The 25,792-nt window shown below is 62.7% G+C and carries 21 protein-coding genes and 2 pseudogenes; 12 read left to right on the top strand and 11 right to left on the bottom strand.

Going from position 1 to position 25,792, the window contains the following annotated elements; all coding sequences use genetic code 11:
• The first annotated feature begins 358 nt into the window (after positions 1 to 358).
• Positions 359 to 1,375 carry an IS110 family transposase gene (locus tag ACQY4S_RS22210; protein ID WP_428483443.1) on the top strand — a complete coding sequence of 339 codons (1,017 nt, stop codon included), beginning with the start codon at positions 359 to 361 and terminating at the stop codon, positions 1,373 to 1,375.
• Positions 1,376 to 1,760: 385 nt separating this feature from the next.
• On the opposite strand, the gene ACQY4S_RS22215 is transcribed toward ACQY4S_RS22210, so the two are convergent.
• Positions 1,761 to 2,957 (bottom strand): TCR/Tet family MFS transporter, encoded by a 1,197-nt coding sequence (locus ACQY4S_RS22215; RefSeq protein ID WP_428487376.1) that lies wholly within the window; start codon positions 2,955 to 2,957, stop codon positions 1,761 to 1,763.
• Between the two features lie 110 nt (positions 2,958 to 3,067).
• Here ACQY4S_RS22215 and ACQY4S_RS22220 point away from each other — a divergent pair, with 110 nt between their 5' ends.
• Positions 3,068 to 4,222 carry an MFS transporter gene (locus tag ACQY4S_RS22220; RefSeq protein WP_428487377.1) on the top strand — a complete coding sequence of 385 codons (1,155 nt, stop codon included), beginning with the start codon at positions 3,068 to 3,070 and terminating at the stop codon, positions 4,220 to 4,222.
• A gap of 337 nt (positions 4,223 to 4,559) precedes the next feature.
• Positions 4,560 to 5,521 (top strand): annotated as a pseudogene (locus tag ACQY4S_RS22225) (IS110 family transposase).
• Positions 5,522 to 5,590: 69 nt separating this feature from the next.
• Here ACQY4S_RS22225 and ACQY4S_RS22230 read toward each other — a convergent pair.
• From ACQY4S_RS22230 to ACQY4S_RS22250, 5 genes are all read right to left on the bottom strand, one after another.
• On the bottom strand, positions 5,591 to 6,562 hold the full coding sequence (locus tag ACQY4S_RS22230; protein WP_428487378.1) for a peptidase M14: 972 nt from the start codon (positions 6,560 to 6,562) through the stop codon (positions 5,591 to 5,593).
• A gap of 12 nt (positions 6,563 to 6,574) precedes the next feature.
• Positions 6,575 to 7,750, bottom strand: a complete 1,176-nt coding sequence (argE, locus tag ACQY4S_RS22235; RefSeq protein ID WP_428487379.1) for an acetylornithine deacetylase — start codon at positions 7,748 to 7,750, stop codon at positions 6,575 to 6,577.
• A 332-nt stretch (positions 7,751 to 8,082) separates the two neighbouring features.
• Positions 8,083 to 8,700 carry a hypothetical protein gene (locus ACQY4S_RS22240; RefSeq protein ID WP_428487380.1) on the bottom strand — a complete coding sequence of 206 codons (618 nt, stop codon included), beginning with the start codon at positions 8,698 to 8,700 and terminating at the stop codon, positions 8,083 to 8,085.
• Positions 8,700 to 9,344 carry a hypothetical protein gene (locus tag ACQY4S_RS22245; protein WP_428487381.1) on the bottom strand — a complete coding sequence of 215 codons (645 nt, stop codon included), beginning with the start codon at positions 9,342 to 9,344 and terminating at the stop codon, positions 8,700 to 8,702. Before ACQY4S_RS22245 ends, ACQY4S_RS22240 begins: the two co-directional genes overlap by 1 nt.
• Before the next feature lie 527 nt (positions 9,345 to 9,871).
• Positions 9,872 to 11,284: an IS66 family transposase gene (locus ACQY4S_RS22250; RefSeq protein WP_428487382.1), complete on the bottom strand. Its 1,413-nt coding sequence runs from the start codon at positions 11,282 to 11,284 to the stop codon at positions 9,872 to 9,874.
• 738 nt (positions 11,285 to 12,022) lie between these two features.
• Between ACQY4S_RS22250 and ACQY4S_RS22255 the strand changes: the two genes are divergently transcribed.
• The 4 genes and pseudogenes from ACQY4S_RS22255 to ACQY4S_RS22270 all read left to right on the top strand — a co-directional run bounded on the left by ACQY4S_RS22255 (position 12,023) and on the right by ACQY4S_RS22270 (position 13,643).
• Positions 12,023 to 12,307, top strand: a complete 285-nt coding sequence (locus tag ACQY4S_RS22255; protein ID WP_428487383.1) for a type II toxin-antitoxin system RelE/ParE family toxin — start codon at positions 12,023 to 12,025, stop codon at positions 12,305 to 12,307.
• A gap of 16 nt (positions 12,308 to 12,323) precedes the next feature.
• Positions 12,324 to 12,641 carry a HigA family addiction module antitoxin gene (locus ACQY4S_RS22260; protein ID WP_428487384.1) on the top strand — a complete coding sequence of 106 codons (318 nt, stop codon included), beginning with the start codon at positions 12,324 to 12,326 and terminating at the stop codon, positions 12,639 to 12,641.
• 391 nt (positions 12,642 to 13,032) lie between these two features.
• Positions 13,033 to 13,347: pseudogene (locus tag ACQY4S_RS22265) on the top strand (type II toxin-antitoxin system RelE/ParE family toxin).
• Entirely contained in the window at positions 13,344 to 13,643 is a 300-nt protein-coding gene (locus ACQY4S_RS22270) for a helix-turn-helix domain-containing protein (RefSeq protein WP_428487385.1), read from the top strand. The pseudogene ACQY4S_RS22265 and the gene ACQY4S_RS22270 overlap by 4 nt, the downstream one beginning before the upstream one ends.
• Before the next feature lie 363 nt (positions 13,644 to 14,006).
• On the opposite strand, the gene ACQY4S_RS22275 is transcribed toward ACQY4S_RS22270, so the two are convergent.
• A protein-coding gene (locus tag ACQY4S_RS22275) for an IS3 family transposase (RefSeq protein WP_428483442.1) occupies positions 14,007 to 15,145 on the bottom strand; the annotation gives its coding sequence in 2 pieces (ribosomal slippage) (positions 14,007 to 14,887 and positions 14,887 to 15,145; 1,140 coding nt in all).
• A 702-nt stretch (positions 15,146 to 15,847) separates the two neighbouring features.
• Positions 15,848 to 16,213, bottom strand: a complete 366-nt coding sequence (locus ACQY4S_RS22280; protein WP_428487386.1) for an ester cyclase — start codon at positions 16,211 to 16,213, stop codon at positions 15,848 to 15,850.
• 56 nt (positions 16,214 to 16,269) lie between these two features.
• On the opposite strand from ACQY4S_RS22280, the gene ACQY4S_RS22285 reads away from it, so the two are divergent.
• From ACQY4S_RS22285 to ACQY4S_RS22295, 3 genes are all read left to right on the top strand, one after another.
• On the top strand, positions 16,270 to 16,653 hold the full coding sequence (locus tag ACQY4S_RS22285) for a nuclear transport factor 2 family protein (protein ID WP_428487387.1): 384 nt from the start codon (positions 16,270 to 16,272) through the stop codon (positions 16,651 to 16,653).
• Positions 16,654 to 17,036: 383 nt separating this feature from the next.
• A complete protein-coding gene (locus tag ACQY4S_RS22290) occupies positions 17,037 to 18,362 on the top strand; it encodes an MFS transporter (RefSeq protein ID WP_428487388.1) in 1,326 nt (441 codons plus the stop codon).
• Between the two features lie 80 nt (positions 18,363 to 18,442).
• A complete protein-coding gene (locus tag ACQY4S_RS22295) occupies positions 18,443 to 19,633 on the top strand; it encodes an ABC transporter substrate-binding protein (RefSeq protein WP_428487389.1) in 1,191 nt (396 codons plus the stop codon).
• Between the two features lie 33 nt (positions 19,634 to 19,666).
• On the opposite strand, the gene ACQY4S_RS22300 is transcribed toward ACQY4S_RS22295, so the two are convergent.
• The 3 genes from ACQY4S_RS22300 to gpmI form a co-directional block, all read right to left on the bottom strand.
• A complete protein-coding gene (locus ACQY4S_RS22300) occupies positions 19,667 to 20,140 on the bottom strand; it encodes a DUF1348 family protein (RefSeq protein WP_428487390.1) in 474 nt (157 codons plus the stop codon).
• A 13-nt stretch (positions 20,141 to 20,153) separates the two neighbouring features.
• Positions 20,154 to 20,900: a class I SAM-dependent methyltransferase gene (locus ACQY4S_RS22305; RefSeq protein ID WP_428487391.1), complete on the bottom strand. Its 747-nt coding sequence runs from the start codon at positions 20,898 to 20,900 to the stop codon at positions 20,154 to 20,156.
• Between the two features lie 109 nt (positions 20,901 to 21,009).
• Positions 21,010 to 22,548 carry a 2,3-bisphosphoglycerate-independent phosphoglycerate mutase gene (gpmI, locus tag ACQY4S_RS22310; RefSeq protein WP_428487392.1) on the bottom strand — a complete coding sequence of 513 codons (1,539 nt, stop codon included), beginning with the start codon at positions 22,546 to 22,548 and terminating at the stop codon, positions 21,010 to 21,012.
• 421 nt (positions 22,549 to 22,969) lie between these two features.
• On the opposite strand from gpmI, the gene ACQY4S_RS22315 reads away from it, so the two are divergent.
• Both ACQY4S_RS22315 and ACQY4S_RS22320 read left to right on the top strand, forming a co-directional pair.
• Positions 22,970 to 24,688: an N-acyl-D-amino-acid deacylase family protein gene (locus ACQY4S_RS22315; protein WP_428487393.1), complete on the top strand. Its 1,719-nt coding sequence runs from the start codon at positions 22,970 to 22,972 to the stop codon at positions 24,686 to 24,688.
• Positions 24,689 to 24,762: 74 nt separating this feature from the next.
• Positions 24,763 to 25,716: an aldo/keto reductase gene (locus ACQY4S_RS22320; RefSeq protein ID WP_428487394.1), complete on the top strand. Its 954-nt coding sequence runs from the start codon at positions 24,763 to 24,765 to the stop codon at positions 25,714 to 25,716.
• Positions 25,717 to 25,792 lie beyond the last annotated feature (76 nt).

Consider the following 25,792-nt stretch of genomic DNA (forward strand, 5'->3'; position numbering starts at 1 on the left):
AGCTGCCGCTGAACCGTGGCAGCAGGCACTGCTCGCTTGCGGCGTCTGACGAAGGGTCGCTGGAGCGGTCGCACCAGGAGTGGAACCGCTCCAACTGTATTTCACGCGCGATTCCAACCTGATACCAACGACCTTGGATGTTGACCGGTCGGCGTGGCGACGTTGACCGTCATGGCGGGCGAAGGGCCGCCATCCGCGCCTGCATGGACTTGGAAAAGGCGTGGATGCTGACCCGCGTCGGCAGGACGACGTCGCGTCGCCGATGTGTCAAGTCCCGCGACGGCTGTTGGGGTGGACGGCCCCACGGCATCGCGTGCCAAAGTTGGGTTGTCATAGCTCCAACAAGAGGACCGTCCAGATGAAGCTTAAGCGCATTGCCATTGATACCTCCAAGCATGTTTTCACGCTGCACGGCGTCGATGAGCAGGAACATCCTGTTGTGCGCAGGAATCTCAGGCGCGCAGAAATGGAAACCTTCTTTGGCAAGCTTCCCAGCACCGAGGTGATCATGGAGGCGTGCGGCGGCGCGCATCATTGGGGGCGCTTGCTGGCCCGGCTGGGCCATACGGTGCGCCTGATACCGGCTCAGTACGTCAAGCCGTTCGTCAAGCGCGCCAAAAACGATCGCGCCGATGCCGAAGCGATCAATGACGCGGCGTCGCGCCCTGGCATGGCCTCGGTGCCGGTCAAGAGCGCCGAGCGGCAAGCCGCGCTGGTCATTCTGCGCCACCGTGAGATGCTGGTCGGCCAACGCACTCAATTAATAAACGCCCTGCGCGGGCATGCCACCGAGTTCGGCGTCATTGCCGGCAAAGGCACGGCGCATGTCCAACCGTTGCTGGACAGGCTGGGTGCCGAGACGGCGATCCCAGCGGCGGCACGGACGATGTTTGTGCGCATCGGCGAGCAGATCGCAGAGCTTGACCGCCAGATTGGCGAACTCGATGCCGAGTTGCTCGCCCAGCACAAGGCCAACCCGGTCAGCCGCATGCTGGCTGAGGTGCCCGGCATTGGCCCGGTCACCGCCATCACCCTGGCACTCGCCATTGATAGCCAGGACTTCGCCTCCGCGCGCCACTTCGCGGCCTGGCTTGGCCTCACGCCGAAGGAGCACTCGACGGGCGGCAAGCAGCGCATGGGCCGCATCAGCAAAGCCGGCAATGAACGGTTGCGCAGCTTGTTCGTGGTGGGCGCCACCGCGGTGATCCAGCATGTCAGGCCAGGCAGGCCAAACACCTCCACCTGGCTGCTGGCGTTGCTCGCGCGCAAGCCAAAGAAGCTGGCTGCGGTGGCGCTGGCCAACAAGACAGCCCGCATCGTGTGGGCGATGATGTCGCGCGGCGAGGCCTACCGGCATCAGCCGGCTACCGCCTAGCCGCAGCGGCTGCCGGGGTTCAAGGCCAACAGCAAGATGACCAACGGTCGCACCGACAAGCGAGAAATGCCGTTTATACCTGTGGCCGAACCAGGCCGCGCGGTTGTTTGGCACTCGCTTGCGGATCCCATCTGGGCCAGCGGTCATGCGACCGCGCCAACAGGCCGGACACATGACCGCATGCGACCCTCAGCTCATCCTGTGCATAGCCGTCTTGAACCCAAGGGGCCGTCCACACATGGTATAAGATCGCTCCACTATTCCAACCCCGCGCGCGACGGCCGAGGTCCGAACAGCCGCAAATTGTCCAGCGCCCTGACAGTCGAAGGATGCGTACGTTGCCAGACCGGCAGCCGTGCCAACACCGGCGTACCATGCGACTTCCCTACAACTGGCGCATCAGAACGCCGGCCAGCAACGCCGATCCCGCGGCGAACAAGAACGGCGCACCCGGGAACACCACTGGGACAAGATGGGTGGTGAAGGCGTAGAACAGATCGGCGGTCAGCATCGGCGCGACGATCGCTGTCAGGCCTTCAACCGCCGACAGCACGCCTTGCATCTCGCCCTGGCTGTTGACCGCGCCGCGGCTCGACACCATGGCGCGAACCGACGGCGTGGCCAGCCCGCCCAGCGCGATCAACGCCACGGCCGGTATCATAGTCCAGCCGGCGAACGCGATGGCGAGGACACCGTAGCCAAGCGCGCCGCACAGATATCCCACGATGGCGGTGCTTCGGTCACCAATCCGGCCGGTGACATGGCGCAGCAGAAAGCCTTCCACGACCGCCTGTGAAAGACCCACGCCGGCGAGCACGAACCCGCTCAGCAGCGAACCCCAGCCAAAGCGGTAGCCGGTGAACAGCACCAGGCTGCTTTGCACCGCGCCTAGCCCGATCCAGGTGCACGACCACGCCACAGCCAGCCGCACAAGCGCCCGATCGCGCACCACGCCGAGCAGGAAACCGAATGGATTGGCTCGCGCCCAGGTGATCGGTCGCCGACGCTCCTCCGCCAGGCTCTCCGGCAGCACGAAGAACCCGAAGCACAGGTTGATGAATGATAGCCCGGCGGCAACGGTGAACGGCAGCCGCAGGTCAAATCCGCCGAGGAAACCGCCGAGCGCGGGGCCGATGACAAAGCCCGCGCCAAAGGTCGCGCCGATCAGCCCGAACAGGCGGGAGCGGTCTTCGGGCCGCGACACATCCGCGATATAGGCCGTCGCGGCAGGCACGTTGGCTGATGTCGCGCCGGCGATTAGCCGCCCGGCGAACAGCCACCAGAGGTTGGGCGCGAACGTCAGGAAGACGTAGTCGCAGCCGAGACCGAACACTGACGTCAGGATAATCGGGCGGCGGCCGAAGCGGTCGCTCAGTTCACCGAGGATCGGCGCCGCGAGGAACTGCACGCCGGCGTAAGCGGCGATCAGCGCGCCAACCCAAGGCGCGGCCCGTTCCGGCGGCAGATGCGTCAGTTGCCGGACCAGTCCCGGCACGATGGGCGCGATGATGCCGACGCCGATCGCGTCCAGACCGAGCGTCACCAACACAAAGGCAACGGAAGCGCGGCGTTGCTGTGACATGATGGACCAGATGTTGGGGGAACAAAGCGGCTGAACACCTCGCACGGGAACGTGCGATCGCAACCTCGGCCAACCGGCAATACTGTAAAGTTGTGCTGTCTGGATCGCCCTTGCCGCGGTTTCTGGTGCTCTACGCGGCGATGTTCGCCGCGTTTGGTGCCACGGCGCCGTTCATGCCTGGCTTGCTCGCACAGGACGGTCTGCAGGCTGACGCGATCGGGGTTGTGCTGGCTGGCGGCACGGCGATCAGGCTGTTGGCAGGCCCGATGGGTGGTCGCCTGGCCGACCGCACCGGCTGGCCTTCAGGCGTCCTTGGGGGCTTCACCGCCGCGGCTGCCGTCATCGCCCTGGCCTACGCCCCGGCGCGCGGCCTGCCGGTCCTGCTTCTGATCAGCGTTGCCCATGCCTCGGTCCTGGCGCCCTTGACGCCGATCGCCGATGCGCTGGCACTGGGTTCGGCGCAAGACAAGCCAGGCTTCGAATATGGCTGGGTGCGCGCCGCCGGCTCGGCCGCCTTCATCGTCGGCACGCTCGTTGCCGGGCAATGTGTGAGCCGAACCGGGCTTGGCGTCATCGTCTGGCTCAATGCTGGTCTGCTGGCGGTCGCCGCCTGTCTGGCCTGGCTGGTCCCGAACCGCGTCGCCGGCGCCAAGGCGACGGAGCGGGCGGCGGCGGCCAGCAGCCCGATCCGGACATTGCTGCGAATCCCGATGTTCCGCCGGCTGATGATCGTCGCCGCGCTGATCGGCGGCAGCCATGCGCTGCATGACGGCTTCGAGGTCATCCGATGGCGCGCCGCCGGCCTGTCGGCGAGCCAGTCCAGCGTGCTGTGGGCCATGTCGGTGGCCGCCGAGGTCGCCGTCTTCCTGTTTTTCGGCCGCCGCCTCCTGGACCGCCTCGGTCCGGGAAAGGCGATGATGCTGTCGGCCACGGCGGGGATCGTCCGCTGGGGCACGGCGGCCCAGACCGCCTGGTTCCCCGCCATGGCGCTGGTCGAGCCCCTGCACGGCCTGACGTTCGCCCTGTTGCACCTTGCGTGCATGGACATGATCGAGACCGTTGTGCCGGCCAACCTGGCGGCCACCGCACAGACCTTTTACGCGACCATCGCGATGGGCGCGATGGCGGCGGCGGTGACATTGGTCTCCGGCCCGCTGTACGGGACATTTGGCGCCGAAGCGTTCTGGGCCATGGCGGCGATGTGCGCGCTCGCGTTACCGATTGCCCGCGGCATTACACTGCCGCGGCGGCGGCCGGCCGCGTAGATTGCCGAACACGCAGCCCCGTCACCTAGAGCGTTTTCCGTTTCCGTTTGCCTTGGCTCACGGACCCCCCTCTAGCCCTTTGCTTGATCGCGTGATACACCGTTTCGGTGATGCCACCTGCTCGGATCACGCTTGTCTTATGACTTGCCCCAGGTTTTGCGGAACAATGGTTCACCAGCGGCGGGTTGCAACCCGCCGCTGGTGAAGCGGGATGGATCGAGATCACGCCGGTCGGGTAGGACCGAGTTAGAGTGGGATCGCCCGCTTCTTTTCCTCAAGGCCCGAACGGATACCTGGGTGTTGCACGCCCCGGATGACAAGCATGGGACAGGAAAAGATGAGCCACGCCATAGCACCAACCGCGGATCACGTCACCCTCGGCATCGACGTCGCCAAAGACACCCTCGAGGTCCACCTCCACCCGCAGGGCCTCGCCCAGCGGTTCACCAATGATCGCCAAGGCCACGCCAGGCTGATCGCCTGGATCACCCCCTACCAGCCAACCCGCATCGTCTTCGAGGCCACCGGCGCCTACCACCGCGCCCTCGAAATGGCGCTGGGCCGCGCCGCGCTGCCCGCCGTCAAAGTCAACCCGCTGCAGGCCCGCCGCTTCGCCGAGGCCACCGGCAAACGGGTCAAGACCGATCCCGTCGATGCCGCCATGCTGGCCCGCTTCGGCGCCCTCCTGCAGCCCGACATCCCCCCCGCCCGGGATCCAACCGTTGATCAGCTGGCCGAACTGCTGGCCGCACGGCGGGCCTTGGTGAAGGACCGCACCGCAGCACTCAACCGCGCCAAGACCCTCACGCTGCCCTGCTCAAGCGCCAAAGCCAGCAACACCTCAAGCAAATCGACACCCAGATCCAGGCCATCGATCGCCAGCGGACAACCATTCTGGCCGCCCATGACAGGCTCAAGGCCCGCTTCGACATCCTTGTCAGCATCCCTGGCCTGGGCGCCGCCACCGGCCTCGCCTTGCTTATCGACATGCCAGAACTCGGCTCGATGGACGCCAAGCAGGCCGCCAGCCTCGCTGGCCTGGCGCCGGTCACCCGACAATCCGGCACCTGGCAAGGCAAAAGCTTCATCCAGGGCGGCAGGGCCAACCTCCGGCAGGCGATCGACATGCCCGCCCTGGTCGCCATCCGCTTCAATCCGCCGCTGAAGGCCAAATACCAGGCGCTGCGCCAGGCCGGCAAACCCGCCAAGCTCGCCATCGTCGCCATCATGCGCAAACTCGTCATCATCGCCAACGCGCTGCTGCGGGATCATCGCAGATGGACGCCAGACGTCGCTTGACCAAGACGCATACTCTAGCCCTTGGTTTGATCGCGTGATTCACCGTTCCGGTGATGCCACCTACTCGGATCACGCTCTAGTCTCGAATTTCGCCAGCCTGACCGCGGTATGCCCCCGGCTTGGCCGCAGGCTGGGCATGACCAGCAGGCAATCGTCATGCGGCGTGCGAATTTCCGTCTCGCCGTCCATCGCGATCAAGGTGTTGCGGCGTGCGATGATGTCGCCGCCCCGATAGGCCTGCACGAAGGCGAAGTTGGAGGTCATCGCGGTCACCGCCGTGGTGACCTTGGCGATCCGGCTCTGCTGCGCCAGGGGCGGCGGCAACGGCGCATCCGGCGCGACAATCCCCAGGTGCCGCAGCAGTCCCGCGACGCTGCCCAGCAAGGTGTCCACGGTAGATTGTTCCCAATGCTGCCCGGCCTCCACCAGACAGGCGACATAAGGCGTGGCAGCGCTGCAAAATCGCGTGTAGTCGATCAGCCGCCGGCCGTTCACATGGCCTTCGTCGGCGATGACCAGAGGCGGCGTGCCGATGCCGACCGCCAGCGCCTGGCCCTTGGCCGGGGTGCCGCTCAGGATCAACGCCTCCGACGGCCACAGCATGGAATGCAAGTCGAGCAGGACGTCAACGGTGCCGATGAAGGCGCGGATCTCCCGCGCCCGATCCAGTTCGATCGAATGCCGTGGTCCGTCCAGGATCGCCTCGTCCCAGACCCGGTTCAAGTCCTCGTCAATAAAGCGCGAAGCGGTGGGCCGCCGAGCATCAAAACGGTCAAAGGCGGACAGGTTGATAAAGCCGAGTGACAGCCGGCCGACGGTTGGCACAAGACCGGTGCGCAGCAACAGATCCAGGACGATCGCGCCGGCGAATTCATTCCCGTGCATCAGGCTGAACAACGCGACATGCGGACCTCGCCGCCCGGAATCGCGCATCGTTATGCCCTGGATACCGGTGTTGCCGGCGATCCAGGCCGAAAGATCGGGCGGAACCAGACGGACCTCGAAGTCAGGCAGCGGGGGGTGGGGAATGAACGGACCCATCGGGCACCTGGATCAGGCCAGCAGCCGGTCCGCGAGCCGCCGGACGAACCGGTCGCAGGCATCCAGCTCGGACTGGGCGATCCACTCGTCGGGCTGGTGGGCCTGCACGATATGACCGGGGCCGCAGACGATCGTCGGGATGCCAGCCTGCTGATAGAAGCCGCCCTCGGTGCCGTAGCTGACCTTCCCGACACTGTTCGACCCGGTGACCTGCTTGACCATCGCGGTCAGCGCGTGATCCGGCGGCAGCGCCATGCCCGGCATTTCCAAGCCGACTTCATATTCAAAGCCGCAAGTGGCGTGCACCGCCTTCATCGCAGGCTCGATGGTTTCGCCGATCCAGGCCCGCATCCGCTGCATGTGCCGCTCCGGCGGGTCGCCTGGGATGCCACGCCATTCCATGCTGAACGTGGCGTGTTCCGGAATGATGTTGAGGATCGTGCCGCCGTACACGGTGCCGACATGAATGGTGGTGTGGGGTGGATCAAAGCCCGGCTCGAACGGGCCTTCCATCGCCAACCGGCGGGCTTCGCGGGCGACCCAGGCAATCGCCTCTCCGGCCGCCTGGACTGCGTTCACGCCACGCGCGGGATCACTGGAATGGCCGGTCAGCCCGCGCACCGTGACAGTCAGATCCAGTTTGCCCTTGTGCGCCAGGATCGGCTGCATGCCCGAAGGTTCACCGACCACGCACATGTCTGGCTTGAGGCCGGAGTCAGCCATGTCCTCGATCAGCCGGCGTGCGCCAAAGCAGCCGACTTCCTCGTCATAGCTGATGAACAAATGCAGCGGACGGACCAGTTCACGGGCCTGGAAATCCGGTACCGCCGCCAGGCAGGCGGCAACAAAACCTTTCATGTCGCAGGCGCCGCGGGCGAACAGTTTGCCGTCACGCCGGCGCAGGGTGAAGGGATCGCCAGTCCAGGCTTGGCCATCCACCGGCACCGTGTCGACATGGCCGCTGAGCGCCAGGCCGCCCGCCGTGTTCGGGCCGATGATGGCATGCAGATTGGCTTTCTGCCCGGTGGTGTCGGTGCTGACGCGATATGCCACGCCATGGCGGTCCAGGTAATCGCGGATAAACTCGATCAGCGCGAGATTGCTGTTCCGACTGGTGGTGTCGAACGCCACCAGACGCTCCAGCAGCGCTGTCGTGGTCATCCGATCGGCGACGGAAGCATGATCCATGGTCTTAATGTATACGGGTTCAGGGTGCCGGCAACCATGGACGCCCATGATGTCTGATGCAGCCACGGGACGATGGCGGTATCGGCACACGAATCACAAAAAATGAGGCACCGGGCTGCGCCGCCAAACGAACGAAGAAAAGCTTGGGATCAGAGGGGTTGGTGCATGGAATCGGAGTGGCCGCTCAGCCCCGTAGTAACCCGAATTTACTAACCCGGGGTTTCCGGCAAATGCGGTCGCGCCCTCTGTTCCTGGTTTACCCTGCCTTTCGTGCCAAGTGCCATACGTGCGTATCCTGAGCCGTCTGCTGATCCTTATGGCTGGCGTGTTTGCTACGGGAGGGTGATGAATGGGTTTGCCGAAACCGTAATTGCTCCGGAGTGAGCGAGAATGGCACTGATTATGTCGGTCGTTGGGCCAGCCGGTGATGCAGGCATGATGATCGGCACGACTATGGTCGCGGCCAAGCGGATCGGAGGCGGGTTGCCCGCGGTCGGGACGTTTCGCGGAACGCCGATCGTGTCAGGCGTTGAGGTGACGACGACGTAGCGGTCGCCGGGCTCTCCTGTCGTGGAGGCCACCAGGGTGCCGGCCGCGCCCCTGAACCCGCCGATCTCTCGACGCGGACGGTCATCCGCGCCATAGATCGTTGCTTCAGGCGAGATAAGGGCGCCCCCACGCGGGTGGCTGCGAACGGTGATCTGATAGGGGCTGTTATCGGCCGGTAGTGCGAAAACGATGTAGCTTGCTCGGCCCGCGGGCGTCTCGACGCACGGCGAGGCGGCGTCCATGATCACGGTGCTGCTGCCCCCGCGTCCAAGCGAGACCTCGTTGCCCGGCATGAGCCGGGGCGCCGTATCACACACGCGGTCCGCGAGCGAGAGGAGCGGCGGCTGACTGCAGCCAGCCAGGAGCATCAGCGACAAAGCCGGAATCGCGCTGGTTTTCATCACGTGAGCCGCTTGCAGACAGCGGACGCCGCTGAGCCCATTGCTGACTGAAGCGTGCGCGCGGCCCCATCCGAGTTGGCGGCGATGTCCGAGTAGTCCTGAAAGGAAGCAGCGGTCACCGTGGGATCGGCCGAAATCACATTTACCATGTTGATCGTGTCCTGCATGAGGACCCTGTGGCTTCGTATGTCCACGAGGCGCGCCTGCATGACGATGTCAGGCTTGAACGGCGCGGCGTTGGTGACGGCGTAATAGCCGTAGCGCGTGACCACAACATCAAGAACGGCGTCCGCGCCTTGGGCGCCGACCGAGCCATACTGCTTCAGGAGACTTGTTCTCCGCACGTCCGCCGGGAGCGCGGACGGCTGCACGCCGGCGTCACGCAGGCACGCGACCAGTGCCTTCGAGAACGCGGCTTCGGGGTCGGATTTGGCGTGAACGAGGGATTTCGCGAACTCGCGGCTGCGGTTGCCCTCCTGCACCGCGTTGACGAGCAGGAACAAAGCGCCATTCGTGGGCGGCAATACCGCAACGGTCGGCTGCTCCGGGAAACCCGGCGTGAGAACGTCCATACGCCGCACGCTGGCCAGGTTCGCATGATCGAACACGATCGGCGCTGTCCCGCAGCTCGCGAGAGACAGCATGCCGATCAGCGTGGCCCGTCATGTCACGATTGAGCCCATAAGCTGGAACACGCGCCATGATTCTGACATCGGAATGATCTTCCTTCGACTCACAATGCACGAGGTTCATGAATTCTGGCGCACGGACCGTGCGTCTAGATGGAACGGTACACTATCATAGTGAACTTTTGCACAATAAATCAGTTAATTGGAAGATTATAGATTCGATATCGCGTAGATACTAGGGGATCGGACAAACCATGTCGCAGAAGCCTGGACTTCCGCGCAAGCCTTTTATCATCCGGCATCATATTGAAATATTTGGATTAAATTCAGCAGAATTTGCTTTATGAATGTTTCAAGTTCCGTATGGTTGCCTGTGACAGTACACCGTACCGCTCAGACGCATGGACCTACTACCGGCGCGCTAGGGTAACGGCAACGCGATGATCAAAATGCAAGACTTTCGGATACCTAGCTGATGCTTATAGTTTCAGCAGCTTACAAGTTCCGAAAGTAACAGGGGCAAAACTGTGGGCAGCGCCTGTTCAGGCGGGGCGGAACTGGCCTCTGACATACCGATCGAGCGGCTGAACGACGATGTGCCCTGGCGTCGTGAGTCTGCTGCCCAGATAGTCCCAGAGCGCGATGCCAAGTTTGTCGCAGGTCTTGGCGAGACCCAGAAACGCATCACGGCAGTCGCGGCCGCCGTCGCTGCGTGTTCCGGCGCTGACGTTTCGCCGGGTCACGTAGCACCGGATGTCGTTCTCTGACCCGTTGGTGTGGAGCGGGATTTCTGGCCGCTGCAGCACCATCAGCAACTCGGCCTTGTTGGCATGCAGCCGCTTGAGCAAGCGGTCCAGCGTGACGAAGCCGGTACGGCGCAGGAAGATGCGGTCGAACCGCGCGCGCAATCCGACAGCCCGGCGCGGGCTTGGCTTGAGCCGGTAAGCCTTAAGACTGGTGTAGAAGTCCCAGATCAGGCTGCGCACCCGGGTCTGCGCCGCGCGATGCATGTCGGTGAAGGCGTCCAGCTTATGCACCAACCGTTCCGCATGGACCCAGCACAGCGCGTGATGTCCGACGTTGAACTGGCCGGCGTCATCGCTCAGCACGACGGCATCGCAGAGGAATTTGTGCGCCTGAACGCTGCCCCACACGGCGGCCTCTGTGGCAACCCGCACCGGATCGGGCGTCACCTCCAGTGCGGTGAAGCCTAGGCGGTCGAGATGCGCCAGCCATGCTTTGTGATTGGCAAAGCGCGTCTCCGGCTGACCCGCAAGGCGGGCGATCAATGGCGTGGCCAAAGAATGCTTTCGCATGTAGCCATAGGCTGCGTCGTTGAGCACATAGTCGCTATGACCGGCACGCAGCAGGTCAAGGAAGTTCAGCCGGGTTTTCGATGTGCGGGTGGCGAACCAGGTGAACCAGTCATTGCCGATCTGCGTGCAAAAGCCGTTCTTGGCCTTATGCCGTGCCCCGGTATCGTCCACCGAGACGTAGGGCGCCGTCGCCAGCCCGGCGCGCAGAACGTCCTGGGCTTCGGCGACGAAATCCGCCTGCTTGTCAGTCAACAGGCGTTGTAGCTGGCGCTTCGAGATCGACACGCCGACCGAGCGCAAGAGTGTCGTCAGCCGGGCTAGCGTGGACTGCCCCTGATGGTAGTGCATCAGCACGAAGCGGCGAAGTTCGGGACCAAAATGGCCATCGATCCCCGCCGGCAACGGCGCCAGCAGCGTGCGTCCATCCGGCGTGACCCAGCGCTCGCGCTGGTACCGGGTTGCACATACCGAAATCACCAGATCCTGCACCAGAAATGGCTCATGACCCCGGAAGCACGAGCCTTCCGGGACGGCGACCTTCACCACTTGGTCTTCGATGCTGACCCGGGGCGCCACCTTGCCCCGGAACCGCCGCTTCTCGTTCTTGGCGGGCCTGGGCGGCTCTGTCCCCTTGTCCATGCCGCTCGGTTTGATCGTCGGACGGCCCGTCAAACCTTTCAGACGGGCGATCTCTTCGCGTTGCTCACCAATGACCTTTTCCAGAGCGGCGACTTTACCAAACAGCTCAACCAGCAGCGCCTCAAGCTCTGCACGACTCAGCCCGGAAAGGGACGGTGGCGCCGGCACACCTGTAAAGAACCCGACCAAGTCGAGCCAGAGCAAGAGAAAATGCGACGGTGCCCACAGTTTTGCCCCTCTTACTGCTTATAGTTTCAGCAGCTTACAAGTTCCGAAATACGACCGGAAGCCTGCAGCACAGTCAGCGCCGAATGGCACGATCTCGCGTTCGTATCAATAAGCGTGCGGCCGTTCTCCAATAGCATGGGTTGGGCACGCCCATTCGTCTCAGCTAATTTGCGTCGAAAAAACCGATGATTGTGCGTTGAAGCGTTCATCATAGTGCGCCGCACCACCTATCTCCGCGTCCTAGCCCGTCAAAAGGCGGGTCCTCCCCCATGCTCGCCCAAAGCAGGGCTGCGCGTGGGTCCGGTCCCGGCTGCGCCGCTTTTGACGGACTGCGGGCGCTCCGATGATTCTGAATTGCAGGTGATTCTGAATTGCAGGGCGGGGACGAGGAACGGGCTTTTCAGGCCGAACAAGGAACGGGGCTAGAAAGCAAGGAAGAAAAAGGCTTGGCAAGGGAAGTTTAAATTGACGCTTGACGTATAGCGTATATATGCTGTATCCAAGTAATAAATGATTCTCAGCTACAGGGACAAACAGACCGAGCGGTTCAGTCAAGGTGAATTCGTCAGGGCGTTCCAGGGTTTCGAGCAGCAGGCTGAACGGCGGCTTGCCATCCTAAACGCCGCGTTGTCGCTCGATACGCTGCGGGCATTACCGAGCAACCGGCTTGAAGTCCTTAGGGGAGACCGCGCCGGCCAGTGTTCCATCCGGATCAATCATCAGTGGCGCATCTGCTTTGAGTGGCCGGACGGGCAGCCGGGACCGGATAATGTTGAAATCGTGGATTATCATTGAAGGAAAGGAGACCGTCATGTTCAAGCGCGCTGTTCATCCCGGCGAAATCCTGAAAGACGAGCTGGAAGGGTTGGGCATCACGCCCACTGAATTTGCGCGCCAGATCGACGTGCCTGCCAATCGCGTCAGCCAGATCATCGGCGGCAAGCGCGCGATCACCGGCGACACGGCGCTCCGCTTTGGGCACTGGTTCGGCACCGACCCGCAGTTCTGGCTTAACCTCCAGGCGCAGTTCGATCTTGCCATCGCCGACCGCCAGACCGGCAATGCCATTCGCCATCTGCCGACCAAGGCCACCTTGCCGCCGCACACCGAGCCGCCGAGGTTTTTTTGATGACGGGGCGGAACGCATGACCAGCCGCATGACCGACAAGGGGTTGCTGTGAAGCACTCGGATTTTACCCTTGGCGGGATATTCCGGTGCGGCGGGCGGCAATGGCGCTGCACGGATCTTGGCACCCGCACCATCATCGCCATACGCATCGACAGCGTTGACGTGCAGAGCACCACCGCCGAATTGTGCCGGACGCTCGACCGGGCCGCAGCAGAGGCGGAAGGTTGGTTTAGTGGCCCACCTTACGCCGTCGCGGAGCACGTTTTCGATGAAGACGGCATAGAGGGATGCACGGAGCAGCCGGGATAACCGATAAGTTTCTAGTGTTGATTTAGCAAGAAAATATTTGACAATCATAGCAAAAATGCTATAATTTTCTATGACTTGGACGGTGGAATTTCTGGATGACGACGTAAGGGCGGAACTTGACGCCCTCCCTGATGACATCGGGGCTGCGTTTTTGCGGATTGCTCGGTTGATCCAGAGCGAAGGGCTGCAAAAGGTGCGCGAACCCTATGTCAAACACCTTGAGGGGCCGCTGTGGGAAATGCGGATGAAGGGCAAGGACGGCATCGCCCGCGCCGCCTAAATCACCGCCACGGGCCGCCGCGTCATCGTCGTGCATGTCTTCCCGAAGAAGACGCACAAGACACCGCGCCGCAACCTCGAACTGGCCCGCAAAAGGGCGAAGGAGTTTTTACGATGACCAAGACCATTCCGGTTGATCAGTGGGCCGACGAAAAGCTGAAAGACCCGGCTTTCAAGGCCGCTTACGACGCCCTGGAGGACGAGTTCGCCCTTGCCGCCGCCCTGATCCGCGCCCGCGCCGACGCGGATATGACGCAGGAGCAGGTTGCCGAGGCAATGGGGACGACGCAAACCGTTGTCGCCCGACTCGAAAGCGGGAAAACCATGCCTTCCACCCGCACCCTTGAGCGATTTGCCAAGGCTACCGGAACGCGCCTGTGCATCAGCTTTAAGCCAATCCCTGCACGGCAATAACGTGTGCCGACCCGTTTTCAGCCTACCGGATCGGGCGTATGTGAAACCATGTTTGGCACCCGACGGATGGGAAGACTGACCCTCGCCGCAGCGTGCCTATTGGCGCAGTGCGCACAACCGCGCACAGCAAAGACCACGCTCCCAAGCGTGATGTCCTCTACAAACTCCTCGTTCCCGTATGGAACCTACACCGTTGACAGTTATCACATGCCGACGTTAGAGATGGTCGGCTTCGTCGCTACAGCATTTCGCCTCCGTTAAGTGGATCTCCTGCCTGTTGGTTACGTAAGGTACTGCTGTCAGGTCGCCTCGCAGGGAGGGCGTAGCCTGATCGGAGAGGCGACCCGACAGCAGCGGCAAAATTCATGCGGCTGCCACGTGTGGCGGCAGGTGGGTGAAGTAGGCTTGGTCCGGCGTCCGGGCGTCAAGGCTCGAGTGCGGTCGTTTGCAGTTGAAGAAATCCAGATATACCCCGATCAGGCGCCGCGCTTCGGCGACGGTTTCATAGGCCCGCAGATAGACCTCCTCGTACTTCACCGACCGCCACAGCCGCTCGACAAATACGTTGTCTCGCCACGCACCACGACCGTCCATGCTGATGGCGATCCCGTTCTCCAGCAGCAGCCCGGTGAACGCGGCACTGGTGAACTGGCTGCCTTGATCGGTGTTGAAAATGTCCGGTTTTCCCTGCCGCGCCAGCGCTTCCTCGACGGTCTCGAGGCAGAAATCAACCTCCATGGTGACCGACACCCGCCACGCCAGAACCCGCCGGCTAAACCAGTCAACCACCGCCGCCAGATAGACAAAGCCTTTCGCCATCGGAATGTAGGTGATGTCCATCGACCACACCTGGTTGGGCCGGTCAACCGGCAGGCCGCGCAAAAGATATGGGTAAATCTTGTGTCCTGGACACGGCTTTGACGTGTTCGGCCGACGGTAGATCGCCTCAATACACATTCGGCGCATCATCGTCCGCACCATCTCGCGGCCAATGATCACCCCCTCCCCGCGTAGCAGATCGCGCAGCATCCGGCTGCCCGCGAACGGGTAGTCCAGGTGCAGCGCATCAATCCGCCGCATGATGACAAGCTCGCCCTCGGGCACCGGCTGCGGGTCGTAGTACAGGCTGCTGCGGCTCAATCGCAGCAACGCCGCCTGCCGCCCCAGCGGCAACTCGTGCGTCCGGTCAATCATCGCTTTGCGCTCCGCAGGCCGGCCTTGCTGAGCGCACCGGACAAAAAATCGTTCTCCAGCGTCAGCTCTCCGATCTTGGCGTGGAGTGTCTTGACGTCGATGACAGGTGCCGGTTCGGATGCTCCGCCGCCCGAACCAAACAGGCCCGAGGCTGCCTCCAGCAGGTGTCCCTTCCAGGCAGTGATCTGGTTCGGATGCACCTCAAACTGTTGCGCCAACTCGGCCAGCGTCTTCTCGCCCTTGATCGCGGCCAGCGCCACCTTGGCCTTGAAGGCCGCAGCGTGGGTCCGGCGTGTTCGCTTCGTCATATTCGCTCCTGATCCGCGGCATCCTCGCCGCTCTCAGGCAGAAGTTCCACTTAGCAGACTGTCCGAATTTAGCCGACCACCTCTGTTCTCGTGGCCGGGCCACGCGAGCGAAACGCCAATTCCGGCGCTGTGTGAGCAGGAGGCAGACGACGCACAGACAGCGCGGCACACCTACCTCAAGTGGAGAACTCAGGGCTTGGCTCACGATGACGCCAACGATGCGGCGCGGCTAGAGCTCCGAGGCAGCAAGGCGGGAGAGAAATTGGAGACAATGAGCCAATCTCGGGAGACGCTGACGCCTCAAGAGGCATGGCTCTATGGACTCCGAAACTGCGTGATTAGCACAGAGGTAGAGCGGGCTAATAAAGAGGGGCGCTGATCATAGCCCACCTTGCCGCCGGATGGACTTTACGCATCCCGGATGCAATAGCTTATCCCGGTAAAATCAAATGGCGGCGTGACAAGACCCATTGTGGTAAGGGCCTCTTTGGCCTCCTTGATCAAGTCGGGCGGGACTGACGATCCCATGGAATGTCCATAAGCCAGCGGGACGGCGGCGAGCAGTTTCCCGTCCCGTGTGCATTCCACAATTTTCTTGATCGTGCTCGACATGCCGGGCCTTTTGCCTTCAATTACCGGGGAAGCTTAGCGCGACCCAAATCCGAAACTCAACATTATGCGGCACCGCCGGAGCGCCCGAGCCTACGGCCAGGGATGTCCTTCGTAACATGCGATACCCCAGTCCTCGGCAATCCGCCCATCGACAAAGCGATAGATTGCGATACAGGGCATCACGACCGGATGACCCTCCTTTTTGCCAGAGAAAAGCCACCGCACTGCGACGCGGTCGTCTTCTTCAACCATGTCTAGTATCTCAAACCGTGTTTCGGGTATTAGAGCCGTCCGCAAATGAGCCAGCATTCGCCGAGCACCCTCGTGACCAGTGACGCGTTCAAGTGGAACACCGGGCTCATACAGCTTGAAATCTTCAGTATACCATTCAGCAACGTCCACATCCCCAGCATTCGCTGTAGCGGCCAATCGTTGGAGAATCTCTTTGTTTGACATCGACGCCTCCGATTAAAAGTGACTTACTTAAATCTCACTTTGGGGGGCATTCCTCTATGTCATCAAGGAAGACCGTTCTCCTACGGATCGTGGAAGCGATGTCCACGGGAGACATTGACCACGTCCCCGAATGGTTCACGGAAGACTTCAAGTTGCATGATCCTTCGATCGGCGGCTTTCGATCGGGTCATAATGGTGCGCGAGACATGTTGCGGTCGCTTGCCGAGCATGTGCCAAGCGCTCGAATTGATGCCCTCGACATGCTGGAAGAAGGCGACCGCGTCGCGGTGCGGTGGCTTTTCTCTGGTAAGAAGGACGGCAGGCCCGTATATTTGTCGGCGGTAGCGACCTACCGCTTCGAGGGCGAACGTATTGCCGAGGATTGGGGGATTGCGGTTAAGGCGGAGTGGCCGATGACGACCACTCTTGCCAACCATTAAATTTCGTATGTGACCCAGCCGAGTGCCAGATGCACGTCAGGCCACTGGCACGAAACTCAAGATTTTCGGATACCTCGCTAATGCTTACAATTTCAGCAGCTTACAAGTTCCGAAGAATATGACCAGAAGCCTGCAGCGCAGTCAGCGCCGAACGGCACGATCTCGCGTCCGTCTCAATGAGCGTGCGTCCGTTCTCCAATAGCATGCGTTGGGCACGCCCATCCGTCTTAGCCAGCTTGCGTCGAAAAAGACCAATGATCGTGCGCGAAGCGTTCATTATTGCGCGCCGCCACACTTAGACCGTACCCAGTCCGTTCTTGCGCTGGCGGCTCGCGAGTGCCAACGTCCGGCTGAACAATAAGTAATCAAGCGGGAGGACAACGATGGTGGACGCATCCACGGCCTCGGCTGTGGAACAGGCTACCCTGCGCAAGGTGTATCTGCGCCTGGTGCCGTTTTGCTTTCTGCTTTACATCCTTTGCTATGTCGACCGGATCAATGTCAGCTTTGCGGCGCTGACGATGAACCGCGACCTCGGTCTCAGCGCCTATGTCTATGGGCTTGCCGCCGGCGCCTTCTTCTGGGGCTACTGCCTGTTGGAGGTTCCCTCCAACATCATCCTGCAGAAGGTTGGCGCTCGCCTGTGGATCGCGCGCATCATGATTTCCTGGGGCCTGCTGTCGGCGGCAACGGCGCTGGTGACCGGGCCGACCAGTTTCTTCATCATACGCGTGCTGATCGGCGTGGCCGAGGCCGGCTTGTTTCCCGGCCTGCTGCTGTACTTCCATCGCTGGTTCCCGCAGGCGCATCGCGGGCGGGTGACCGGCTGGTTCCTGACCGGACTGCCGCTGGCCACCGCCATCGGCGCGCCGATTTCCACCGCGTTCCTGCGGATGGAGGGGATCGGCGGCCTGCATGGCTGGCAATGGATGTTCATTGGCGAGGGCCTGCCCACCGCGCTGATCGGCGTGACGGTGCTGTTCTTCCTGACCGAGCGGCCGTCCGAGGCGAAGTGGCTGACCGAGGCGCAGAGAACCTGGCTGGATCATGCCCTGCGCGGCGAGACGCAGGCGATCGAGCAGGTGCGGAGCCATTCCATCCTGTCGGCGATGACCAATCCTCGCTTGCTGATCCTGACGGTGATCTTCGCCGGCATCGGCATGGCGGGGGTGGGGACGGTGCTGTTCCTGCCGCAGATATTAAAGGCGATCGGCGTGTCCAACACGCAGGCCGGATTGCTGACCGCGGTGCCCTACCTGTTCGGCACCATCGCGATCGTCGGCTGCGGGCATCTGTCGGACAAGCTGGCGGATCGTTACTGGACGTTGGTCGTCACCTGCGGCTGCGCCACGATCGGCATGCTGTTGGCGGCGATGCTGCACGACAGCCTGTGGGTGCTGGCGGCGTTTTCGCTGGCCACCATTGGCTTCTACGGCATGAAGTCGCCGTTCTGGCCGCTGCCATCGACGTTCCTGACGGGCTCCGCGCTGGCGGCCGGCCTGGCGCTGATCAACTCGCTGGGCAATTTCGCCGGCTATCTGGGGCCGATCGCGGTGGGCTGGACGAAAGAATCGACCGGCACGTTTCAGGCCGGGCTCTATGTCCTGGCCGCCGCCGCGTTCGTCTCGACGTTGACTGCTTTGGGCTGTGCGTTATGGATGCCGCGAAGTGCCATGTCCGGTGCAAGGCTGGTGCCGGTTCGCCGGTAGTGCTGGTCAGGCCGAGGCTCAAGATCAGGCCGAGGCTCAAGATCAGGCCGAGGCTCAAGAACAGAACATTGAGGAACACGATGACCAAGAAATGGATGGCCGGCGCATTGCTGGGTGGCGTGGTGGCGTTGCCGGCCTGGGCGCATGCCGCGACGCCCGGCGTGACCAATACCGAGATCAAGATCGGCCAAAGTGCTCCATTCAGCGGCCCGGCCAGCGTGTATGGCCAGATCTCCACCGCCGAATCCGACTACTTCAAGATGATCAACGACCAGGGTGGCATCAACGGACGCAAGATCAACCTGATCGCGCTGGATGACGGCTACAGCCCGCCCAAGACAATCGAGGTGGTGCGCCGCCTGATCGAGGAGGACCAGGTGGCGATCCTGTTCCAGACCATCGGCACCGCCCCCAACGCCGCCATCCGCAGATACGTCAACCAGAAGAAGGTCCCGGACATCTGGCTGGGTTCCGGCGCGTCGATGTTCGTTACCGACACGCAGGCGTTCAAGTGGAGCATCCCCTTCCAGCCGAGCTATCGGTTGGAAGGGCAGATGTATGCGAAGTTCATTCTGGAGAGCAAGCCAGATGCCCGGATCGGCATCCTGTACCAGAATGACGATCTTGGGCGAGACTACGTGGCCGGCCTGAAGGACGGGCTGGGCGACAAGTTCGACAAGATGGTGGTCAAGACGCTGTCCTATGAGGTCAGCGACCCGACGATCGATTCACAGATCCTGCAACTGCAGGCCTCCGGCGCGGATGTGCTGTTCGATGCGAGCACGCCCAAATTCTCCGCCATGTCGATCCGCAAGGTGGGCGATATCGATTGGCATCCGCTGCACATCATCGATTCCAACGGCGCACTGGTAAAACCGGCGCTGGAGTCGGCGGGCCTTGACAAGTCGGTGGGCGTGGTCACCGCGCAGTATCTGAAGGACCCGACCGATCCAGGCTGGGCCAATGACGCCGGAATGAAGCAGTTCCAGGCGTGGCGGGCGAAATACGCGCCCGAGAGCGATCCGGCGAACCCGGTCTGGGCGTATGGCTACACCATGGCGCAGGCGCTGGTCGTCGTGCTGCAGCGGGCCGGCAATGACCTGTCGCGGGAGAATATTCTACATGCCGCGACCACTCTGCCTGATACAACGACGCTGCCGATGGTTCTGCCGGGCATTACCATCAGCACGACACCGACCGACTACCGGCCGATGAAAAGCATGCGGCTGGCCCGTTTCGACGGCAAGATGTACCAGCTCATGCCGGAATAGACGGGTGCTTGTCGGCAACCACCCCGGCCGTGCTCATAATCGCAGTTCGGTTAATCCGGGGTGGTCCGCCGGCCGCGGCGCATTGCGGTCCCACCGAAACAGCCGCTTATCGGCGGTGATCGGCAGATCATTGATGCTGGCATATCGGACGCGCATCAGGCCGTTGGCTTCGAATTCCCAGTTCTCGTTGCCATAGGCGCGGAACCAGTTGGCGGAATCGTCGTGGTACTCATAGGCGAAGCGGACGGCGATGCGGTCCTCGGTGAAGGCCCAGAGTTCCTTGATCAGGCGGTACTCCAGTTCCTGGTTCCACTTCCGCGTCAGGAACGCGACGATCGCCGAGCGGCCGTGGATGAACTCGGCGCGATTTCGCCAGACGCTGTCTTGCGTGTAGGCAAGCGAGACTTGCCCGGGATCGCAGGTGTTCCAACCGTCCTCGGCGGCGCGCACCTTCTGGATAGCGGTTTGCTGGGTGAACGGCGGTAGCGGCGGGCGGTCGGTGGACACGCGGATCTCTGGTTCAGGCGGCTGAGACGGAGCGGCTGCGTAGCAGGGTGAAGGCCCGCTCGTCGTGATCCAGGCTGGCGGGATCGGATCGTATTGTGTCGCCGATCGTGCGGCAGGTCAAAACATCCCAACCGGTCCGCTCGAACAACCGCAGCAGACCGGCTTCGCTGAACGTCCAGTAATTGGTGGAATCGTTATTCGACTCGGTCGGGTGCAGCAAATAGGCCACGGGGATTTCATGGATCGGCTGCCCTTGCGGGGCGAATCGCGCGACCCGTGTGCTGACCAGCAGGTGTCGCGTGACCTTCGACAGGCTTTCCATCACCAGGAACGGATTCTTAAGATGGTAGAGAATGCCGAGAAAAAACACCAGGTCGTAGCGTGTATCAGGCAGCAGGAAGTAACTGTCGAGGTCGATGTCGTTGATCGGGATGGACGAGGCGAGGTGGCGGGACAGCAGGCGCGCGCCGCGCAGGCCGTTGAAGTTGGTCGGGGCATGATCAATGATTTCCGCCGCATAACCAAGTTTCTCCAGGAAGAAGGCAAGATCGCCATCTGCGGCGCCGATATCCAGAACGGCCCTGCCGCTGATGAGCGTGCCGAGGGGAAAGCCGTGGAAGATCGGCTTGAGATGAATGAAGTTGTTCAGGATGCCATAGGGATACCAGGGAAACGTCGGATCGATTGCTTGCTTGAGCGCCTCGATCTCGCGCATGAACAGCAGCGCGGCGGCTTCGAGATCATCGGCATGCAGCGACATGATGGAACTCAAGGTTGGTTGAGCAACCGTATCATGCACGTTGTGATTGTTCCATCACGTTAGCCGGCAGCCTTGGACATTGTCGCGACAGCGCTGGCCCAGCCGCGGCTCAGCCAGAAGCGGGCGCATCCTGATGGCGGATGATCGACCGCCCCGTCATCTCAGTCGGCTGCGCGATGTCCATGAGGTCCAGCAGCGTGGGTGCCAGGTCCGCCAGGCGTCCGTCCTGAAGGGAGGTCGCGCCGCCGCCCAGCAGCACGACGGGAACCGGATTGGTGGTGTGCGCCGTATGCGGGCCGCCGGTTTCCGGGTCCTTCATCATCTCGCAATTGCCGTGGTCGGCGGTGACCAGCAATGCGCCGCCCTGGCGCGTGATGGCGTCGGCGATGCGGCCAAGGCCAGTGTCCACCGTTTCCACCGCCTTGATCGCGGCGGACAGGACACCGGTATGGCCGACCATGTCGGGGTTGGCGAAGTTCAGCACGATCAGATCGTATTTTCCGTCGTCAATCGCCGCCACTGCCTTGTCGGTCAGTTCCGCTGCCGACATCTCCGGCTGCAAATCGTAGGTCGCCACCTTGGGTGACGGAACCATGGTTCGATCCTCCCCGGCATACGGCGTTTCCAGACCGCCGTTCAGGAAGTAGGTGACGTGCGGGTACTTCTCCGTCTCCGCCAGGCGGAGCTGGGTCTTTCCCGCGTTGGCAACCACCTCGCCCAGGATGTTGTGCAGCGTTTCAGGGGCGAACAGCACGCCCAGGAAGGGCGCGAGCGCGTCGGAGTAGTGGGTCATGCCGACCGCCGCGGCCAGGTTTAGCATGCGCTTGCGAGGAAAGTCGTCGAACGCCGGGTCCAGCAGCGCCGCCAGGATCTCCCGGACGCGGTCGGCGCGGAAGTTGAAGCACAGCAGGGCATCGCCGTCCTGCATCCCGGCGTAGTCGCCGATGACCGAGGCCGGAATGAACTCGTCGGATCTGTCCGCGGCGTAGGCGGCCTGCAGCGCGGCGTCCGCGGTGGGGAAGTTCGCGCCTTCGGCGTCCGCGATCGCGTTGTAGGCCTGCGCGACGCGGTCCCACCGCTTGTCGCGATCCATGGCGAAGTAGCGGCCAATCACGGTGCCGATCGGCACGCCGGCGGGAAGTGCGGCTTGCAGGCGGCTGAGGTCCTCGCCGGCGGATCGCGGCGGCGTGTCGCGACCGTCGGTAAAAGCATGCACCACCGTCTTGATGCCGGCATCGCGCAGGTATCGCGCCAATGCCGCCGCGTGTTCCTGATGCGCGTGGACCCCGCCGGGCGACACCAGTCCCATCAAATGGCAGGTTCCGCCGGATTGCCAGAGTGCCGAAACCAGGGCGGTGAAGGCCGGGGCCTGGGCGATACTGCCATCCGCCACGGCGTCGCCGATCCGCGCCAGTTCCTGTTTCACCACCCGCCCGGCACCAATGTTCAGGTGCCCGACCTCGGAATTGCCCATCTGTCCCTCCGGCAGGCCGACATCCCCGCCGGAGGTATGCAGGAAGGCGTGCGGGCACGCCTGCCACAGGCCGGAAAAGCTCGGCGTCTTCGCCAGGCGGACGGCATTATCCGACGTTTCCTCCCGCCAGCCAAAGCCGTCCAGGATCACCAGCATCACCGGTCTACTTGTCATGCTTGGAATTCCTTTACCTGACACTGCGCCATGATCCTGGGTAGCGCTGACCGGAGGCCTCCGACAAGCCATCTGCCTGATCCGATTTAATCAGTTTCTGGACACGGTCGATTGCCCGAGACAGATTTGGTGACTGGTAGGCAGCATGGACAGGCTGGTGCGTGGTCCAGAGCAACTTTAGCGCGGTGCTTTGACCAAGATCGGCTGCATCAAACCAGCACGTTCAAGCTAGCCTTCGCGATCGCGACATTCGGCATGAACCCCGTAGTGACGGCAACGATGTCAATGACCTTGCCATCGACCACCAGCGAAAGTTGTCGAAACGGTTTACTCGGAAGGCGCCGGCACGGCCCGCAATCTTGACCATGGGCGCCAATGGGTTTCCCATCCTTGCCAGCAACAACTGCGACGGGACACAACCATGCATGACACGGTGATCCGAGGCGGTACCATCGTCGATGGAACCGGACAAGCGGCTTACACGGGCGACCTTGCCCTGGATGGCGACAAGATCGCCCAGGTCGGCGGCAAGGCCGGTCCTGGCAAGCGCGAGATCGACGCGAACGGCCTGCTGGTCACGCCCGGCTGGGTCGATGTTCATACGCATTACGACGGTCAGGCCACCTGGGACCCGGTGCTGGCGCCCTCGTCCTGGCATGGCGTCACCACCATCCTGTTCGGCAACTGCGGGGTCGGCTTCGCGCCGGTGCGCAACGAGGACCATAGCGCGCTGATCGGCATGATGGAGTCGATCGAGGAAATTCCGGGTATCGCGCTCGCCGACGGCCTGAAGTGGAACTGGGAAACCTTTCCGCAGTACCTTGATGCGCTGGACCAGATGCCGCGCGCGATCGATATCGCCGCGCAAATCCCGCATCATCCGTTGCGCGTCTATGTCATGGGCGATCGGGCGATCAACCGGGAGCCGGCCACCGCCGACGACATCACGGCGATGCGCGATGCGGTGACGCAGGGCCTGAAGGCTGGCGCCTTCGGCTTCACCACGTCCCGCACCAACTCGCACAAGACGCCGAGCGGGGAAATGGTGCCAGGCCGGTATTCCGAGGTCGATGAACTGCTGGGCATTGGTGCCGCGTTCAAGGGCATGGGCTTCGGCGCCTTCGGCGTGAACAGCGACTTTGACGATGAACGTGAAGAACTGAAATGGATGACCCGGTTTGGCTGGGACACCGGCCGGCCGGTCTGGTTCCTGCTGACCGACCGCCCGACCGACAAGGTTCGCTGGCAGCGGCTGATGGACGGCGTGCACAAGGCGCGTGCGGACGGTGCCATGGTCACCGCGCAGATCGCCGGCCGGCCGGTGGGCGTGATGCTGGGGATCGATACGGCGCTGAACCCGTTCTCCATCCGGCCGAGCTACCAGGCGTTGTTGCAGCTTCCGGTGGCGGAACGGATCAGCCGGATGCAGGACCCGGCGTTCCGCGCCCAGGTGTTGTCGGAGGCGCCATCACCCGCGCTGCTGAACCGGCTGTCGCAATTCCGCCAGCACATCACCACAAGCTGGAACCGCATGTTCCCGATGGGCGATCCGCCGAATTATGAGCCGGAGGAGAAGGACAGTATCGCGGCGATGGCGACCCGGACCAACCATACGCCGGATGAGGTCGCGTATGATTACCTCGCCGGCGGGCCGGAACGGTTCCTGTTCTTTCCGATCGTCGGCTACAACGAAGACAATCTGGACATCATCCACACCATGCTGACGGATGACGCGACCATCCTGGGTCTTTCCGATGGCGGCGCGCACTGTTCGTCGATCGTCGATGCCAGCGTGCCGAGCTGGATGCTGATCCACTGGGCGCGGGACCGGTCTCGGGGTCCCCGGTTGCCGCTGGAGATGATGGTAAAGCGGCAGACCAGTGAGACAGCAGATTTCTTCGGCTTCCGTGACCGCGGCCGGCTGGCGGTCGGCAAGAAGGCGGACGTCAACGTGATCGACTATGAAGCCCTGCGCCTGCATATCCCGGAGGTGCGGTACGATCTGCCGATGAACGGCCGCCGGCTGGTGCAGCGGGTGGATGGCTACCGCAACACGTTCATGTCGGGTATCGCGACGTTCGAGAATGGCGTCTATACGGGCGCCACGCCGGGCCGGCTGGTGCGTGCCTCCGCGCGCTAAGTTCGGCTGATCCGGCGGAAAGGGCGATGCACCGGCGCCGCCCTTCTTCTTGTTGTTCGACCAGAGGAAAAAAGATGGAAAAGCGCAGACTGGGACAATCATCCTTGCAGGTATCGCCGATCACCTTCGGCTGCAACGTGTTCGGCTGGACAACGGATGAGAAGACGTCCTTCGCCTTGCTGGATGCGTGGCTGGACGCCGGCTTCAACTTCCTCGACACGGCCGATGTCTACTCGCGCTGGCATCCGGGCAACAGCGGCGGCGACTCCGAAATGATCATCGGCAAGTGGCTGAAGACGCGCGGCAACCGTGACAAGGTGATCCTGGCCACCAAGCTGGGGATCGAGATGGCGCCGGGGAAGAAGGGCCTGTCGCGTGCCTATATGCGGCAGGCGGTGGAGGCTTCGTTGCGCCGGCTGCAGACGGATTACATCGACCTGTACCAGTCGCATCGGGATGACCCGGAAACGCCGATCGAGGAAACCCTGTCCAGCTATGGCGATCTGATCAAGGCCGGCACGGTGCGGGAAATTGGCGCGTCCAACTTCTCCGCCGAACGTCTGGCGGAGGCTTTGAAGATCAGCGAGGAGAAGGGCTTGCCGCGGTATCAGAGCCTGCAGCCGCACTACAGCCTGGTGGAACGGACGGAGTTCGAGGGGAAGCTGGAAGAGCTGTGCCTGGCGCGGAAGGTCGGCGTGATCGGCTACTACTCGCTGGCGAGCGGGTTCCTGACCGGGAAGTATCGGTCGCGTGCCGACACCGAGGGCCGCGCGCGTGGGTCTCGGGCGGAGAAGTACCTGAACGATGACGGCTTCGGCGTGTTGGCGGCGCTGGATGAGGTGGCGAAACGCTATGAGGCCAAGCCCGGTCAGATCGCCATCGCCTGGCTGATTGCCCGCCCCAGCGTCACCGCGCCGATCGCCAGTGCGACGAACCTGGAGCAGTTGGCGGAACTGGTGGCAGCGGCGGACATCGCGCTTGATGCGGAGTCGATCGAGAAGATCGATGCGGCCAGCAAGCCGAGGTAGAGGTCGCGGCGAGCAATATCGCAGATCATGGCATGGCCGTCCGATCGGCCATGACGCAAAAGGAGCCGGCCGCTTA

This window comes from Rhodopila sp. (assembly GCF_965276935.1).
Lineage (GTDB): Bacteria > Pseudomonadota > Alphaproteobacteria > Acetobacterales > Acetobacteraceae > Rhodopila.

What these genes read in the sequence shown, in the direction of transcription:
- ACQY4S_RS22210 (WP_428483443.1), top strand. Translation starts at nt 359, where the DNA reads ATGAAGCTTAAGCGCATTGCCATTGATACCTCCAAGCATGTTTTCACG.
- ACQY4S_RS22215 (WP_428487376.1), bottom strand. Translation starts at nt 2,957, where the DNA reads ATGTCACAGCAACGCCGCGCTTCCGTTGCCTTTGTGTTGGTGACGCTC.
- ACQY4S_RS22230 (WP_428487378.1), bottom strand. Translation starts at nt 6,562, where the DNA reads ATGGGTCCGTTCATTCCCCACCCCCCGCTGCCTGACTTCGAGGTCCGT.
- argE (WP_428487379.1), bottom strand. Translation starts at nt 7,750, where the DNA reads ATGGATCATGCTTCCGTCGCCGATCGGATGACCACGACAGCGCTGCTG.
- ACQY4S_RS22240 (WP_428487380.1), bottom strand. Translation starts at nt 8,700, where the DNA reads ATGAAAACCAGCGCGATTCCGGCTTTGTCGCTGATGCTCCTGGCTGGC.
- ACQY4S_RS22245 (WP_428487381.1), bottom strand. Translation starts at nt 9,344, where the DNA reads ATGCTGTCTCTCGCGAGCTGCGGGACAGCGCCGATCGTGTTCGATCAT.
- ACQY4S_RS22250 (WP_428487382.1), bottom strand. Translation starts at nt 11,284, where the DNA reads ATGGACAAGGGGACAGAGCCGCCCAGGCCCGCCAAGAACGAGAAGCGG.
- ACQY4S_RS22255 (WP_428487383.1), top strand. Translation starts at nt 12,023, where the DNA reads ATGATTCTCAGCTACAGGGACAAACAGACCGAGCGGTTCAGTCAAGGT.
- ACQY4S_RS22260 (WP_428487384.1), top strand. Translation starts at nt 12,324, where the DNA reads ATGTTCAAGCGCGCTGTTCATCCCGGCGAAATCCTGAAAGACGAGCTG.
- ACQY4S_RS22270 (WP_428487385.1), top strand. Translation starts at nt 13,344, where the DNA reads ATGACCAAGACCATTCCGGTTGATCAGTGGGCCGACGAAAAGCTGAAA.
- ACQY4S_RS22280 (WP_428487386.1), bottom strand. Translation starts at nt 16,213, where the DNA reads ATGTCAAACAAAGAGATTCTCCAACGATTGGCCGCTACAGCGAATGCT.
- ACQY4S_RS22285 (WP_428487387.1), top strand. Translation starts at nt 16,270, where the DNA reads ATGTCATCAAGGAAGACCGTTCTCCTACGGATCGTGGAAGCGATGTCC.
- ACQY4S_RS22290 (WP_428487388.1), top strand. Translation starts at nt 17,037, where the DNA reads ATGGTGGACGCATCCACGGCCTCGGCTGTGGAACAGGCTACCCTGCGC.
- ACQY4S_RS22295 (WP_428487389.1), top strand. Translation starts at nt 18,443, where the DNA reads ATGACCAAGAAATGGATGGCCGGCGCATTGCTGGGTGGCGTGGTGGCG.
- ACQY4S_RS22305 (WP_428487391.1), bottom strand. Translation starts at nt 20,900, where the DNA reads ATGTCGCTGCATGCCGATGATCTCGAAGCCGCCGCGCTGCTGTTCATG.
- gpmI (WP_428487392.1), bottom strand. Translation starts at nt 22,548, where the DNA reads ATGACAAGTAGACCGGTGATGCTGGTGATCCTGGACGGCTTTGGCTGG.
- ACQY4S_RS22315 (WP_428487393.1), top strand. Translation starts at nt 22,970, where the DNA reads ATGCATGACACGGTGATCCGAGGCGGTACCATCGTCGATGGAACCGGA.
- ACQY4S_RS22320 (WP_428487394.1), top strand. Translation starts at nt 24,763, where the DNA reads ATGGAAAAGCGCAGACTGGGACAATCATCCTTGCAGGTATCGCCGATC.